General features: G+C 56.9%; 14 protein-coding genes. 11 read left to right on the top strand and 3 right to left on the bottom strand.

The features are described 5' to 3' along the window. The first annotated feature begins 4 nt into the window (after positions 1-4). The gene (locus tag JJL52_RS19095; protein WP_202054104.1) at positions 5-730 is read left to right on the top strand and encodes an SDR family NAD(P)-dependent oxidoreductase; all 726 of its coding nucleotides are present in this window, start codon (positions 5-7) and stop codon (positions 728-730) included. 183 nt (positions 731-913) lie between these two features. On the opposite strand, the gene JJL52_RS19090 is transcribed toward JJL52_RS19095, so the two are convergent. Next, the gene (locus JJL52_RS19090; RefSeq protein ID WP_202054103.1) at positions 914-1,234 is read right to left on the bottom strand and encodes a hypothetical protein; all 321 of its coding nucleotides are present in this window, start codon (positions 1,232-1,234) and stop codon (positions 914-916) included. Positions 1,235-1,385: 151 nt separating this feature from the next. Here JJL52_RS19090 and JJL52_RS19085 point away from each other — a divergent pair, with 151 nt between their 5' ends. The 10 genes from JJL52_RS19085 to JJL52_RS19040 all read left to right on the top strand — a co-directional run bounded on the left by JJL52_RS19085 (position 1,386) and on the right by JJL52_RS19040 (position 12,219). Then, entirely contained in the window at positions 1,386-2,693 is a 1,308-nt protein-coding gene (locus JJL52_RS19085; RefSeq protein WP_236994375.1) for a sulfite exporter TauE/SafE family protein, read from the top strand. A 403-nt stretch (positions 2,694-3,096) separates the two neighbouring features. Beyond that, a complete protein-coding gene (dsbD, locus tag JJL52_RS19080) occupies positions 3,097-4,857 on the top strand; it encodes a protein-disulfide reductase DsbD (RefSeq protein WP_202054102.1) in 1,761 nt (586 codons plus the stop codon). A gap of 59 nt (positions 4,858-4,916) precedes the next feature. Next, positions 4,917-5,189 carry a hypothetical protein gene (locus JJL52_RS19075; RefSeq protein ID WP_202054101.1) on the top strand — a complete coding sequence of 91 codons (273 nt, stop codon included), beginning with the start codon at positions 4,917-4,919 and terminating at the stop codon, positions 5,187-5,189. Between the two features lie 201 nt (positions 5,190-5,390). Next, a complete protein-coding gene (locus JJL52_RS19070) occupies positions 5,391-6,431 on the top strand; it encodes a PanM family protein (RefSeq protein ID WP_236994374.1) in 1,041 nt (346 codons plus the stop codon). Positions 6,432-6,727: 296 nt separating this feature from the next. Then, positions 6,728-6,925, top strand: coding sequence for a hypothetical protein (locus tag JJL52_RS19065; RefSeq protein WP_202054099.1), 198 nt, complete (start codon positions 6,728-6,730; stop codon positions 6,923-6,925). Positions 6,926-7,235: 310 nt separating this feature from the next. Beyond that, on the top strand, positions 7,236-7,415 hold the full coding sequence (locus tag JJL52_RS19060) for a heavy metal translocating P-type ATPase metal-binding domain-containing protein (RefSeq protein WP_202054098.1): 180 nt from the start codon (positions 7,236-7,238) through the stop codon (positions 7,413-7,415). A gap of 345 nt (positions 7,416-7,760) precedes the next feature. Beyond that, positions 7,761-7,949, top strand: a complete 189-nt coding sequence (locus JJL52_RS21480; protein WP_236994373.1) for a hypothetical protein — start codon at positions 7,761-7,763, stop codon at positions 7,947-7,949. Between the two features lie 96 nt (positions 7,950-8,045). Continuing rightward, on the top strand, positions 8,046-8,651 hold the full coding sequence (locus tag JJL52_RS19050; protein ID WP_202054096.1) for a hypothetical protein: 606 nt from the start codon (positions 8,046-8,048) through the stop codon (positions 8,649-8,651). 247 nt (positions 8,652-8,898) lie between these two features. After that, on the top strand, positions 8,899-11,352 hold the full coding sequence (locus JJL52_RS19045) for a heavy metal translocating P-type ATPase (RefSeq protein ID WP_202054095.1): 2,454 nt from the start codon (positions 8,899-8,901) through the stop codon (positions 11,350-11,352). A 9-nt stretch (positions 11,353-11,361) separates the two neighbouring features. Continuing rightward, positions 11,362-12,219 carry a sulfite exporter TauE/SafE family protein gene (locus JJL52_RS19040; protein ID WP_202054094.1) on the top strand — a complete coding sequence of 286 codons (858 nt, stop codon included), beginning with the start codon at positions 11,362-11,364 and terminating at the stop codon, positions 12,217-12,219. Positions 12,220-12,543: 324 nt separating this feature from the next. Here the strand turns inward: JJL52_RS19040 and JJL52_RS19035 are convergent, their stop codons facing one another. Further along, complete coding sequence (locus JJL52_RS19035; protein WP_202054093.1) at positions 12,544-12,756, bottom strand: hypothetical protein; 213 nt, start codon at positions 12,754-12,756, stop codon at positions 12,544-12,546. 287 nt (positions 12,757-13,043) lie between these two features. Further along, entirely contained in the window at positions 13,044-13,805 is a 762-nt protein-coding gene (locus tag JJL52_RS19030) for a glycerophosphodiester phosphodiesterase (RefSeq protein ID WP_202054092.1), read from the bottom strand. Positions 13,806-13,881: the final 76 nt, after the last annotated feature.

Below are 13,881 nucleotides of genomic sequence, written 5' to 3'. Positions count from 1 at the left end.
AAAAATGAAAACGCTATTGATCACAGGCAGCACCTCGGCAATCGGCCTGGCCGTTTGCCAGGCGCTGGCCGAACGCGGGGCTTGCCTGGTTCTGCATTATCATGGGAACCGGCAAAAAGCCGACGCGCTGGCCGCCTGGCTGGACGCCCGAGGCTGCGAGTATAGCTTTTATCAAACCGATCTGACCCGGCCCGACAATGCGAAGGCGCTGATCGACCATGCGCTGGAGCGCTTCGGCCGGCTCGACGGGCTGATCAACGTGGTCGGCCCTTACGTTTACAAAAACATTCTGGACGTCACGCCCGAGAACTGGCTGGCCGACATCGACCTGAACCTGAACAGCTGTTTTCATACCTGCCATTACGCGCTGGACGCGTTGCGGCTTAACCGGGGCCAGATCGTCAATTTCGCGTTTTCCGGTGTCGACAACATCAAGCCCTGGCCGATGTCGGCCGGCTACTCGGCCGCCAAAACCGGCGTCGCGGCCTTGACCAAAAGCCTGGCGGCGGCGCTGGCGCCGGATAAGGTGCGGGTCAATGCGATCTGTCCCGGCCTGACCGAAGACCAGGACATCGGCGCCGAGGAACGGCAAGCGATGGCCGCGCAGATCCCTTACGGCCGGCCGGTTAGACCTGAGGAAATCGGCAAAACGGTCGCCTGGCTGATTTACGACAGCCCTGAAATTATCACCGGTGCGCTGATTCCGGTTTCGGGCGGTTGGGAATATTGATTTTCGTCCGGAGGCTTTCGCCTCGTTCTCGTTCCCACGCGCTGCGTGGGAATGCAGAGAAGACGCGCCAGCGTCGCGCTTTACCCTTACCATTCCCTATTAATCTTCAATACCCCGTTTTCGCCGGCGTAAATACGGGCACTGGAATTGCGCCAATGCACAGGATTGTCGACATAACCGCGTTTAACCGGATTTTGGTGGATGTATTCGATTTTTTGCAGCATCATCGCATGGCTTTTGGATTTGCTCGGGATGCGAGCCTTCCTCCCAGACCTGATAGTCGCGGTCGTGTTTATGCGTCTTTTTATAAAAAGCCAGTTGTTTCAGGACGTGCTCGGCCCTTTGTTCTTTCAGCACTTCGAGCAGGCGTTTGGCGGTCCATGATTTGAAGCTGGCGATTTCGGCCGGCAAGTTGGGCGATTGGGCGATCAGATGCAGGTGGTTTTCCAGCACGGTAGGATGGGCTGAGGTACGAAGCCCATCATCGCGAACGATGCGCTTCACTTCGTTCAGCACATCCTACGGCCCTACACAGCCCAAATTCGGCACTCATCCTCGCACTGCACCAGTGGTTCGACGCTCGGCTTGGCGAGCACGCCCCCATGCCGTGCCGGGGCATACGGGTTTATCGAATGCATAGACAATAACGCCGCTTATGAACACCGTCCATGAACTCCCGGCGCCGCATCCCTGGCGCACGTTTTTCAAAAGAGCCTTTGCCGTGACGCTGGCGCTGTCGGGCATCGCTTTCATTCTCTGGCTCGACAGCTGGTTCATGGATCATGCCGACATGCCCAAACTCGGCCGCGATATGAGTTACGGCCTGCTGGTTTTGGTCGGATTTTTGACCAGCTTCCATTGCGTCGGCATGTGCGGGCCGCTGATCGTCGGCTATACCGCAAAAAACGCCGGCAAGGGCTACAAGTCGTATGCTTCGCACCTGCTCTACGGCGTCGGCAAAACCCTTTCCTATACATTGATCGGCGCGCTGTTCGGCGCCTTCGGCTCGTTCGTCGCCTTTACGCCCAGGACGCAGGGTGCGGTCGGCATTGCCGCGGGGGTATTCCTGATCCTGTTCGGCCTGCACATGCTGGAAGTCTTCCCGGTCTTGCGGCATTTCCAGTTCAAGATGCCGCCGGCCCTGATGCGCTTCATCGGCAAGGAATACCGCAAACACCACAATCCGTTCTTTATCGGGCTGCTCAACGGTTTGATGATTATTTGCGGCCCTCTACAGGCGATGTACGTGATGGCGGCCGGCACGGGGAGCTTTACTGGCGGCGCGAGCATCCTGTTCTTTTTCGCCGTCGGCACGCTGCCTTTGCTGCTGGGCTTCGGCTTCCTCACCAGTCTGCTGTCGAAGAACCTGACGCCCAAGCTGCTGAAAGCATCCGGCGCGATCGTCATGGCCCTGGGTGCGATCATGTTGAACCGCGGCCTGGCGGTGACCGGCAGCGGCGCGGATTTCAACACGCTGGTGGCGCGCGTGGCGCAAGAATTGGCCCCGACCGTAGCCGAAGCCCCGCTGAGCGGCAAGGAGCAAATCATCCGTATGGATGTGTTGAAAAACCGTTTTTCGCCGAACAAATTCACCCTGCGCAAGGGCGTACCTGTGAAATGGGTGATCGACGGCAAGGAATTGAACGAATGCAACAAGGCGATCGTGGTGCCGCAGTACGGCCTGGAGATCGAACTGCATGCGGGAGAACAAACCGTCGAATTCACGCCGAAGGAAAGCGGGGTCGTGCCCTGGAGCTGCTGGATGGGTATGATTCCCGGCACCTTCATTGTCGTAGATGACCGGCCGGCGCCGAAAGCAGCGCTGGCGGCGGAAACCCCTCCGGCAGCGCAACCGGCGCCGCAGGCGGACAAAGGGCCCGACGGGGAGCGGCTAGTCCGCGAGTTCGAGGCGGTATGGCGAGGTATCGTGTCCTATTTTCGCGGCTGGTTTACGCGCGGATAAAGACGACAGAGAGAACGACAGGCTTGCCAAGGGTTATTGCAAAAAAATGTGGGCACTTCCCGGTGCTCCGATAGCCTGCCTGCTGCTTGCCTTCTCGAATCCGCATGAGTATGCGTCATATGACACGTCCTTGTGCGTCATATGACATAGTTTTGTGCCGGCGCCCGACAGCACTCAATCAAAACAAATTGAAACTCCATCCGATTTCGCCTCCGGCACGTATCGTGCTTTTTTTAGTCATAGAGAGTCCTTCCAAGTTTTTAAATATGTAGAGCTTACGCAGGATTCTAGATTTCTCGCGCCGCATCGAGCCGGCCTGCCGCCCATATAGCTGTAGTGAGCGCGGCCTGATCCGGGGAACGGTGTGGTGAGCTGCCTCTGAGTTAATTGCAAAGAACAAGGCATGCAAAAACTGTATATTTCCATTCTGCTGTGCTGTCTTTGGCTGTGGCCGGCAGCCGCCGTTTTTGCGGCCGGCGATGACGGGCTGCCCGATCCGGAAACCGCCTTCGTATTGACTTCGGCGGTCAAAGATGCCGAAACCCTGACCTTCTCTTGGTCGATTGCCGACGGCCATTATCTGTACCGGCATAAGTTTAAATTCGCTTCGAAAACCGCCGGCATCGAGACGGGCGTAGCGCAATTTCCGAAGGGCGAGGCCAAAAAGGACAAGTTTTTCGGCCAAGTCGAAATTTACCGCGGCAAGGTGACGGTAGAGCTGCCGCTCAGGCGGTTGGATACCAAGGCGAAGCGCTTGCTGATCGACCTGAGCTATCAGGGTTGTGCGGAAGCGCGCGTCTGTTATTTGCCGATCGTAAAGACCCTCGCTTTCGACCTGCCGGAAGCGGACAGGGCCGGTGCGGGCGCTACCGCGCCGGCGAGCGGGGCTTTCTCGGGCTTCGGGGAGCCCGACCGCATTGCGGCAGAGTTGTCCGCGCATCCGTTCGGACTGACCTTGGCGAGTTTTTTCGGTTTCGGACTGCTCCTGGCGTTTACACCCTGCGTGTTTCCGATGATTCCGATCATTTCCGGCATCGTCATCGGCGACCGCGCCGAACCGAACATGCGGCGCGCATTTATGCTGTCCTTATGCTATGTGCTGGCTTCGGCGCTGACCTATGCCGTTTTCGGGGTATTAGCAGGCCTGTTCGGACAAAATCTGCAGGCCTTTTTTCAGCAGCCCTGGATACTGGTCGGGACCAGCCTTCTCTTCGTGTTTCTGGCGCTGTCGATGTTCGGCCTGTTCACGCTGCAGATGCCTGTTTTCATCCAGTCCCGCCTTGCCTCTCTCGGTTCCCGTCAACGGCGGGGCAACTGGCTCGGCGCCATCGTCATGGGCATGCTGTCGGCGCTGACGGTCAGTCCGTGCGTGACTGCGCCTTTGGCCGGGGCCTTAATCTATATCGGCCGGTCCGGGGATGCGCTGTTGGGAGGAAGTGCACTGTTCGCGCTGGGTTTGGGCATGGGCCTGCCGCTGCTGTTGATCGGCGCGTCGGCCGGCAAATGGCTGCCGCGTGCCGGCGCCTGGCTGCATGCGACCAAGATTGTCTTCGGCATAGGGCTGCTGGCCGTTTCGCTGTGGCTGCTGGGACGCATTCTGCCGACTTCGGTCATGCCGGTTTTGTGGGGCGTACTGTTCATGGTACCGTTTCTGTACCTTGCCCGGCAAAAACTCTGGAAGCCTTTTGGCGTTCTGGCTTTGTTGTACGGCATTGTGCTGGCGGTGGGCATCCTAACCCGGCCGCAACGCGATTATTTGGGATTTTTATGCACGGCCGCCGTTGCCTGCCAGGTCGAACCGCTGCCCTTCCAAAAAGTCGAGACTGCCGCCGATTTGGAGCAACGCCTCGTCGAGGCGAAACGGAAAGGCCAATGGCTGATGCTCGACTTTCATGCCGACTGGTGCACTACCTGTCTCGAAATGCAGAACACGACGTTTGCCGATCCCAGGGTACGGGCGGCATTGTCGGCATTAACGCTGGTTCAGGCCGATGTGACCGAGGAAGGCGCGGCGGCACGGACGCTGCTGGGCCGCTTTGGCCTGATCGGGCCTCCGGCGATCGTTTTCTTCGGCCCGGACCGGCGGGAAAGAAAATCATTGCGGATCGTCGGCTATATGGACAGCGAGGCCTTTCTGGCGCAGATCAAGCGGTTTGCCGGCTAGGCGATCGCTCTCTGTCGCCATACATTTTGGCAATCATCAATTATGGGAACTGAAACTGCATGCAAAGCGAACGCAACGAAAAAGAGATATTCACTGAAGAGGATGCCGGCACCAAAACCGGCGCGCTGATCAAATTGGGCCTGATTACGGTCGGCACCCAGATTGCCACCGAGGTGATCCATCGCGCCGCCCGCTACCCGCTGCTGGTCTTTGGCCTCGGGATGGCGGCAGGCGCGTATGCGCACCGGCACCGTAAAAAGATTATCCGCACGGCCAGACAGATTCAGCATCAATCTAAAAACCTGCTGCCTTTCCAGTCCGAGGATCCATGAGGCCGGACTTGGTTTATTAATATTTCGTCTGCCCCGGATTGAATCCGGCCGGCCTCAACTTCCCGAACCCGTTCGCGTATATTCCGATAGAATGCGCACCTTTCTCCTTTATTGATCGCCCTCCTGTCGACAGGTATGTCCCCCTCTTCATTGCCTATCAGTCCTTATCCCGCCGACTTATCCCGACGGGATTTAAGGCGCATGATCAACGTTGTCCGCCTGTTATACAAGTTGAGCGAAAATGCCGGCTATCGAAACTATCTGGAAAGCCTGTTGCCGGCCAGCGCCCGCTTCGATCCGGGCAATCAGGCGGTCATGATGGGGTATGATTTTCATTTATCCGAAACGGGCCCGAAGCTGATCGAAGTGAACACCAACGCCGGCGGGATATGGTACGCAAACCTGAGCCATGACCCTATGGCAGTGGAATTTTCCGAGCGGGTGGGGTCGAAGCTGCTTAAAACCTTTTGTGACGACTATGGCCGTTTTCGGAGGAATGCGGCGGTGTGTCCCGAAAGGATCGTGATTCTCGACGAAAATCCGGCCGGGCAACCGCTGTATTCCGAAATGCGGATTTTCGCCTTACTGTTCGAAAAAGCCGGCATCGAGGCGGTGATCGCTCCGCCCGAAGCCATCGAAGCGCAAGCCTCCGGACTTGCTCTCGGCGGCAAGCCGGTCGAAATGATTTATAACCGGCACTGCGATTTTTACTTGAACGCTTCCCCGTTGGATCACATACGCGAAGCCTATCTGAAAAAGCAGGTGTGCCTGAGCCCGAATCCCCGCGCTTACGGTTTACTGGCGGACAAGCGCCGGATGATGCTGTGGTGCCGGTCCGCCCTCATGCGCGGCTTCGGGCTTTCGGAGGCGGAGCTTTCGATCCTGACGGAGACGATACCCGAAACCTTGCTGTTAAGGGAATTGACGGCCGAGGAGGCCTGGCGGACCCGTAAGCAATGGGTGTTCAAACCCGATACCGGCTATGCAAGCCGGGGGGTGTATGTGGGCGAAAAGCTGACCCGGCATAAACTGGCCGAGCTTGATCCGGAGGACACGTTGCTCCAGCGCCGGATTCCACCGTCGATGACACCGGGCGCGCCTCGGCAGGCATTCAAGACCGATTACCGGCTGTTCGTATACCGCGACCGCATCCTCGGCGCGGCCGCGCGGATTTATCAAGGGCAGGTAACCAACTTGCGGACCGAAAACGGCGGTTTTGCAAAAGTCCGGTTAACTGTTTGAACGGATAACAGTCTTCAACTCTGACTTTTCAAGGGTTAAATAAACTATGTTATTTAACGCAGCCCGAATAGGTTAGATCACATAACGGCAGCGGAAAAGCAGCCAATAGAAGCGGGCATCCGGCAACGATAACGGACGGCGGCAAGGGGCCGGTTCGGATAGAGCGGTATTAGAGATAGTAAAATCAATGCATTACGGTATTTGCGCCAAACGGCTCGAAAATCTGGAATTTCCTTGAAGTTTTGGCATTGATTGTGCCTCTAATAAAGGAGAACCACTCCCTGGAGGTCGCAGCAATGAGTCAACAATTAGCACAACACACCATCTCACAGCCTTCCGGCGGCAACGGCGCCTTATTGGTAGGAACCGGCCTGGCATTGGCATCGATGATTTTGATTCCCGCTCTGGCAACCCGCATCGGCTTGGGCGCAAGTCTGACCGGTGCGCTCAGGATGGCGCTGATGAAAGCCGGGAATCAGGCGATCAGACGCTAATATTCGGACTGCGGAGGCCGAAATCGCCGATTGAGGAGGCGCAGTCGGCGGCCGTGCTATACTGCTAACGCTTGAAACAAGCCCCTGCGCCGGTTGATTAGATAAGCTGCCGGAAGATGGGGAGGCGGTGGCAGCCCGTGTAACGAATTATCCGTCCGCTCTTCACCGTCATACATACTCGCCCGATTCGCCCTCCGCAACGGTTTCGGCGAATCGGTTTTTTTATTCCCCTCGGAATTTTTATAAATACATTGCGCCTCGTTGCCGAGTTTAGTAGCATTTTCATACCCAATAATAAATTGATATTATCATGAGCGAAAACGATAAAGCCTGTGATCTTTGCGGGTTGCCGGTATTGAACCAAGATTTCAAGTGGCGCACGAAAGACGGGGACAAAGCGTTTTGCTGCGAGGGGTGTATGGGCATCTACCAGGTGCTGCATGAAGACGAAGCCCTCAATGCGGCCGACGAGGCCGATCCCAACGGTTGAAACGCTCTTTAAGGTAGAGCCTGACTTGGCGAAATTCCAGGTTTGGATTGGCCAAAAATCTTCGCGCTCAGGTTCTCCGGATAAACATCGGCGCTAGACCGAGATTCAGGGTTTCTTATCCCTAATAAAGATTTTTCAGCAAAACAAAATTTAAACCGTTTGTCTCCTTGCCGCGCGGCATTGTCTGAGCGGTGAGGTTGGATTCAATTCAAGAGGAGTCTCGTGATGGCGCACGTACATGGCAAAGACATGATGAAGGAAATGAGTAAAGCAAAGGATTCCATGGGCAAGGAAATTATGAAAGGCTCAATGGCTTCCGTTACCGTTCACACAGGAGCAAAACTGATGAGCAAATTAGCGAAATATCCCGTTTTGGTATTCGGTGCCGGCGTCGTGGCCGGCGTTTATGTATACAAATACCGCAAGCAAATCATCGCGTCCGCTAACAAGGCGCTCGATTCCGGCAAGGATTTTGTATTGCAGCAAAAAGAAAACCTGGAAGACATCGTCGCCGAAACCAAAGAAGAGAGCTGAGCCGGCGCAGGGCTTTTTTCCTTCCCCATTTTCGCAGAAACGGGTGATTTCTCCGGGTTCGGGAATCACCCGTTTTTTATCCGGGTGTTTTTGACTATGGCTATTCAAAAAGAGTTTATTTTGCGCTATCGGGGCTCGGAACACGTTCGTTTTGAAATACCCTCGGCGTTCTGTACGGCAGGGGCTGCGGAAGCGTTGACAGGAAGACTGCTGGCGGTGGACGGCATTTACCGGGTTCAGGTGTATCGCAGCCAGAAAAAATTGGTCATCCGTTATCAGGAAACGGTGCATGATTTCGTGGGTTTGTGCCGATTGTTATTCCGGATCGTCAGCGACCTGGAGAAAGACGTGTTGGCCGCGGCCAAGCCCAAAGCCCTTCAGGCCGCCAGGCAGCGCGTCGGCACCCGATTCAAAAATTTGCAGGCCTTCCGCTGGTTCGGCCGGAAATACGACGATGCCAGGGAAACTTTGCAGGCGGCGAAGATCGTCGGCAAGGGGCTCACCCAGCCCGGTAAATTTTTCAAGGATCCGGAAAAAATGGTCATCGATTTTCTGAATGACGTGCTGGTGCTGTTTCTGATCCGGTTGCACTGGGATCATATCACCAAGGAGTGGATTCCCCGGCCGCTGAAGTACCGCTACGAATGGATGGCGGTGTTTTATATGATTTATCTGTTGATGCGCTCGCGCCGGCCGAGGTAAGGGCGCTTTTTCCTAAGGATGTGGCTAAAAACCCGTTCCTCCGTAATTATCTTCAGCTGTAGGGTACGCTGTGCGTATCTTTTCAAGCTCCTCATGGTACGCACAACGTACCCTACAGCGGGTTGTGCCCTTTGGGGCATAACAAGCTGTAAAGGGGGTGTCACAATGAGCGCTCGGCGGGGAACCAGGGGGGAAAGTGATGACTGACCAAATCCTAAGCAACTGAAAACAAGTATGGAAATGACTCATGAGCCCTGACGCATCGCCAGCCTATAAACATTTTCGAGTATTGCATCAACTGCAAAGACGGGTCCGCATCGAAGCGCCCATGCTGAGAAAGGACGGCGAGCGCTGTTACATCCTCGAAATTCTGCTCAAAAAGCGCGCCGAAATCAAAAAGACGCGTTCCACCCCCGCGCTGGGCACGGTCGTGATCGAGTTCGATTCGCACCGTCTGCCGAAGGCAAATCTCTTGGTGATGCTGGATACGGTGCTCGGCAATCTGGCCAGCCGGCCCCGATCGTCCGGTCCGCGTCGAAAGATCGATTTCTCGAACGAAATGAGGGAAGTCGATCTGGCGATCGAGGGCATGACCTGCGCCTCCTGCGCGCTGCTGATCGAAATGGTGCTTAACCGCGACCCGAAGATTAAGCAGGCCAGCGTGAATTTTGCGACCGAAACGCTGGTTGTGCAGGGACAATTGGACCGGGACGAGGTTTCGGCAAAAGTCGCGCGCCTGGGCTACAAGGCCTATCCGATGGATACCCTGGCACAGCGCAAGAAGCTGATCGAAAAGGAGCAAGCCCGCATCCGCTCGGCCTGGCGGCGCTTTTTGTGGTCGGCGGCGCTGAGTACGCCGGTGATCATCCTGGGCATGGCGATGGCCAAGTCGCGCCCGTTGCACTGGCTGCAATTCGCGCTCGCGACGCCGGTCGTGTTCGGCGCCGGCAAGCCGTTTTTCGACAAGGCTTTCCGGCTCGCCAGGCACAGGGCGGCGAATATGGATACGTTGATCGCGTTGGGCGTCGGTGCGGCCTATGCCTTCAGTTTATCTTCATTCCTGAAGCGCCGCGGCCACATGTATTTCGAAGCGGCGGCCGCGATCATCGTGTTCGTGCTGCTCGGCCGTTATCTCGAAGAACGCGCCAAAGGCAAGGCCGGCGAGGCGATCCGACAACTGGTCGATCTGCAGCCGCAGACCGCGACGCTGATCCGGGACGGTCTTAAAATCGCCGTCGATGTCGAAAGCGTTGCCGTTGGCGACATTTTGTTGGTGCGGCCCGGAGAAAAGATTCCGACCGACGGCGAAGTCGTGCAGGGCATCTCGACGGTCGACGAATCGATGGTAACGGGCGAAAGCCTGCCGGTGATCAAAGACGTCGGCCATCAAGTGATCGGCGGCTGCGTGAACGGCAACGGCGTGCTGCGCATTCGCGCGATCGCGGTCGGCATGGATACGGTGCTGGCCGGCATCGTGCACATGGTCGATCAGGCGCAGTCGGCCAAACTGCCGATCCAGAAACAGGTCGATCAAATTTCGGCGGTATTCGTGCCGGCGGTGATGGCGGTGTCAGGTCTGACCTTTGCCGGCTGGCTGGCCTTGGGCGCGCCGTTCGGCCTGGCGCTGGGCAATGCGATTACGGTGCTGCTGATCGCCTGCCCGTGTGCGCTGGGTCTGGCGACGCCGGCGTCGATCATGGTCGGCACGGGCCAGGCCGCAAAGAAAGGCATTTACATCCGCAACGGCGAAAGCCTGGAAGTGGCGGCGAAACTGAATGTGATCGTGTTCGACAAGACCGGCACGATCACCGAAGGCAGGCCGAAAGTCAGCGATCTGTCGAACGTCTCGCGCTTCGGCGAGGAAACGATCGTGATGCTGGCCGCCTCCGCCGAGCACAACTCCGAGCATTTTCTCGGCAAAGCAATCGTCGAATACGCTCACGAACGGGGCATCGGCCCGGCCGAATGTTCGCACTTTTACAGCGAGCCGGGCCGCGGCATCGAAGCCGACGTCGACGGCAAATCCCTGCTGCTCGGCAACCTGGCCTGGATGCGTCAGCGCCAGATCGATGTGCGGAATCTGGAAGCGGCGGCCGGAGGCTTCGCCGAGCAGGGCAAGACGCCGGTGTACATGGCGGTCGATCATCAGGAAGCAGCCGTATTCGGGATCGCCGATCGGCCGCGCGAGCATGCGGCCGAGGCGATCGCGCGCCTGCACCGGCTCGGCGTCGAAACCGTGATGGCGACAGGCGACACCGAAAAGACCGCCGCGTTTATCGCCCGCAAAGTCGGTATCGTCGAGATTGTTGCGAATGCGAAGCCGGAGGAGAAGCTTGCGATCATCCAACGCCTGCAGGCCGAAGGCAAACAGGTCGGCATGATCGGCGACGGCATCAACGACGCGCCGGCGCTGGCCGCCGCGAACGTCGGCTTTGCGGTCGGCAGCGGCACCGACATTGCGATCGAGTCGGCCGATATGACGCTAGCCCGTGGCGACATCGGTAAAGTGACCGATGCGATCGAATTAAGCACCGATACGATCCGCATCATCAAGCAAAACCTGTTCTGGGCCTTCGGCTACAACACGGTGTCGATTCCGGTCGCGGCGATCGGCAAGCTGAATCCGATGATCGCATCCATGGCGATGGCATTAAGTTCGCTCTCGGTGGTCCTTAATTCGCTGCGCTTGAGTAAAAAGTAGGTTTTCGGCATGGATCATTCGATGATGGATCACGCTGCGATGGGACACGGCGCGATGCAGGGCATGGCGGAGGCCGCATCTGCAGCCGGCGGTTTCGATTATACACTCGCCTTCATCGCGGGTTTTTTGGGCAGCGGCCATTGCCTCGGCATGTGCGGCGCCCTGGTGTCCGGCTATTTCATGAACGCCGGCAAACAACGCTCGTATTGGCCGTATCTGTCGTATCAGGTTGCACGCATCTCGGTTTACGGCCTCATCGGCGTCGCCGCCGCGCTGCTCGGCGTGGTGCTGGTGGCGGGCGGAGTATTCGGCAAGATTCAGAGCATTTTGCAGATGCTGATCGGCCTTGTGGTGACCGGGCTCGCTTTCGGCATTCTGGGCTGGCTGCCCTGGCAAGGCTCGCTGCGCCTGCTGCCCTTGCAATGGCTGCGCAAAGGCTATGCGGTCTCCCGGCGGCAAGGCCCCCTCGGCGGCGCGCTGCTGGCGGGCTTATTGAACGGCATGATGCCGTGCCCGTTGACCTTCGCGATGGCGGTGAAGGCGACCACCGCCCCGAGCGTTCTCGGCGGCGGTTCGCTGATGCTCGCGTTCGGCGCCGGCACCTTGCCCATGATGCTATTCATCAGCCTGGCTTTCGGCAGGATCAACGCAGGCCTTCGCGGGATGATGTACAAGGCCGCCGCAATGATCATGGTGGTGATGGGCATCAACACCTTCTACCGGGGCTTGAGCTTCTATTTGGACCAGAATTTCAAGCATCATAACCACTACATCATGCTGCAGGCCTGGGTGAACAAGCTGATGGCTTATTTGCACCAATTGGTCGCGTATTTCGGCGATTTGGTCGGCAATATTCAGAATATGTAGCTGTATGACCGCTTTTCCGGCCGTGACTCCAGCTAAATGAGAGTATGCAGCTTTTTAAAACGTCTTCCTTCAAGCTCCGCCGTAGGGTACGCTGTGCGTACCATAGAGAGTGAAAAGGTACGCTCGGCAATTGCTCCATGCGTTGCCCTCGATCGCTTGTTCCCGACGCGATCTACCTCGCCCTTCCTTGGGCTCGTATCTCCTGCACCCTTGCAGTCGAGCGTACCCTACGGCAGCTTGTGTCCTGGGGTGTAACCCAATGCACAAAACTTACAGGTGGGGAAGTGATGATCGACCAGATCCTTAATTTAACGGCTGCGGAGCTTAGCCTCCGTAGCCGATGTTTTCCCAAATGCTGCTGCTGGATACTTCCAATTTTTCCAGTATCCGGGTGGTTTCTCTCTGCTTGGTACGCAATGCTTCGAGTTCTTGTTTGACCTCCGCGCTTTGCGGATTTTTTGCCAGCAGTTTATCGATTTGGGCACTCCGTTCGATAAATTCGTCCAGCATTAGGCCGTATTCGGTTGTCGTTTTCATGGGTAATGCCTCGGTTCGTTCAGTGAAAATTTATCCAAACCCAGCGGGCTGACTAGGCTGTCGCCGATCCGGTCGACAGTTCTTGTCAAATCGCATTCCCGATTTTTCCGATAAGGAATTATGGTGGAGATCACTATACGCTTCGGAAATTTTTATGCAATGACATATTTGCCGCATTCCCTGCCAAAATGATCGGATTGCCGAATGATGAGTTTCGGTGTCTACGCAGTAACGACGGAAAGCCGTTGTCGAGTAAAAATTTGGGGAGGCCAAGATCCCCCGAATCTTTATTGGGCGGAATGTAAAATCCAGTCCGGCCAGTCGAGAGTTGTGCCATCGCAGCCTATATCGAGGATTTTTAGAATCAACGCCAGGATTTCTTCGCGATTTCCGTGGATTCCCCAGGCCCTGACTTCGTGGACTACGGTATGGGCAAGGCCTACCGCTTGATCGGTGAGCAGGTCGGCGCGGGGGCAGAGCTGGAATAATTCAAGTGCCTGGGCTTTCGCTAATGCATTCTCGTCGATATTCCGGATCAGCCAGCCGAGCCGTAAAGAAGGGGAAATCGCTTTGACTTGTTGCAATGCCTCAAAGGAGAAGCTCGTAATGACGGTGCGGCCCTGTAATTGGAAGTCTGCGATAAGCCGGCACACGTGCCGAGGAAGCGGATCCGAGGCGCCTTTCAGCTCGATATGGTAGGTGATTTTCGCTCCGTACGTTTCGAACAGGTCCCGGAGCCTCAAGAGCTTTTCGCCGCGAAAAAGATAAGGCGAAAACCAGGAGCCCATGTCGAACTGCGCTAATTGCGGCCAGCTCAGGGTGTCGATCCGTCCCGGATGGCCGTAGCGTTCCAGTGTCGGATCATGGCAGACGACCACTTGGTGGTCGGCCGACAGTTGCACGTCCAGCTCGATGTCTTCGGCGCCCATCGCAACCGCCAATTGAAAAGCGGCCCGGGTATTTTCCGGTGCATAGGCGGAGGCGCCGCGATGGGCGATGATCCTGAACGGACGCCGGACGATGATCGGTAGCTGTATCGGATTCTCCATTTATGATGCGGATTTTCCCTCCGGCTTTTCGAAAACCCGGTAAACGGTTCCGAAGATGGGAAACTTTACCGAAGCT

Origin of the sequence: Candidatus Methylomicrobium oryzae (genome assembly GCF_016745425.1) — a bacterium.
Classification (GTDB): domain Bacteria; phylum Pseudomonadota; class Gammaproteobacteria; order Methylococcales; family Methylomonadaceae; genus Methylomicrobium; species Methylomicrobium oryzae.
This window is presented reverse-complemented; position numbering and strand designations above follow the sequence as displayed.

Excerpts from the sequence above, each read along its gene's own strand:
- JJL52_RS19030 (WP_202054092.1), bottom strand. The coding sequence starts at position 13,805 with ATGGAGAATCCGATACAGCTACCGATCATCGTCCGGCGTCCGTTCAGG.
- JJL52_RS19035 (WP_202054093.1), bottom strand. The coding sequence starts at position 12,756 with ATGAAAACGACAACCGAATACGGCCTAATGCTGGACGAATTTATCGAA.
- JJL52_RS19070 (WP_236994374.1), top strand. The coding sequence starts at position 5,391 with ATGATCAACGTTGTCCGCCTGTTATACAAGTTGAGCGAAAATGCCGGC.
- JJL52_RS19040 (WP_202054094.1), top strand. The coding sequence starts at position 11,362 with ATGGATCATTCGATGATGGATCACGCTGCGATGGGACACGGCGCGATG.
- JJL52_RS19095 (WP_202054104.1), top strand. The coding sequence starts at position 5 with ATGAAAACGCTATTGATCACAGGCAGCACCTCGGCAATCGGCCTGGCC.
- JJL52_RS19045 (WP_202054095.1), top strand. The coding sequence starts at position 8,899 with ATGAGCCCTGACGCATCGCCAGCCTATAAACATTTTCGAGTATTGCAT.
- JJL52_RS19075 (WP_202054101.1), top strand. The coding sequence starts at position 4,917 with ATGCAAAGCGAACGCAACGAAAAAGAGATATTCACTGAAGAGGATGCC.
- JJL52_RS19060 (WP_202054098.1), top strand. The coding sequence starts at position 7,236 with ATGAGCGAAAACGATAAAGCCTGTGATCTTTGCGGGTTGCCGGTATTG.
- JJL52_RS21480 (WP_236994373.1), top strand. The coding sequence starts at position 7,761 with ATGAGCAAATTAGCGAAATATCCCGTTTTGGTATTCGGTGCCGGCGTC.
- dsbD (WP_202054102.1), top strand. The coding sequence starts at position 3,097 with ATGCAAAAACTGTATATTTCCATTCTGCTGTGCTGTCTTTGGCTGTGG.
- JJL52_RS19065 (WP_202054099.1), top strand. The coding sequence starts at position 6,728 with ATGAGTCAACAATTAGCACAACACACCATCTCACAGCCTTCCGGCGGC.
- JJL52_RS19085 (WP_236994375.1), top strand. The coding sequence starts at position 1,386 with ATGAACACCGTCCATGAACTCCCGGCGCCGCATCCCTGGCGCACGTTT.
- JJL52_RS19050 (WP_202054096.1), top strand. The coding sequence starts at position 8,046 with ATGGCTATTCAAAAAGAGTTTATTTTGCGCTATCGGGGCTCGGAACAC.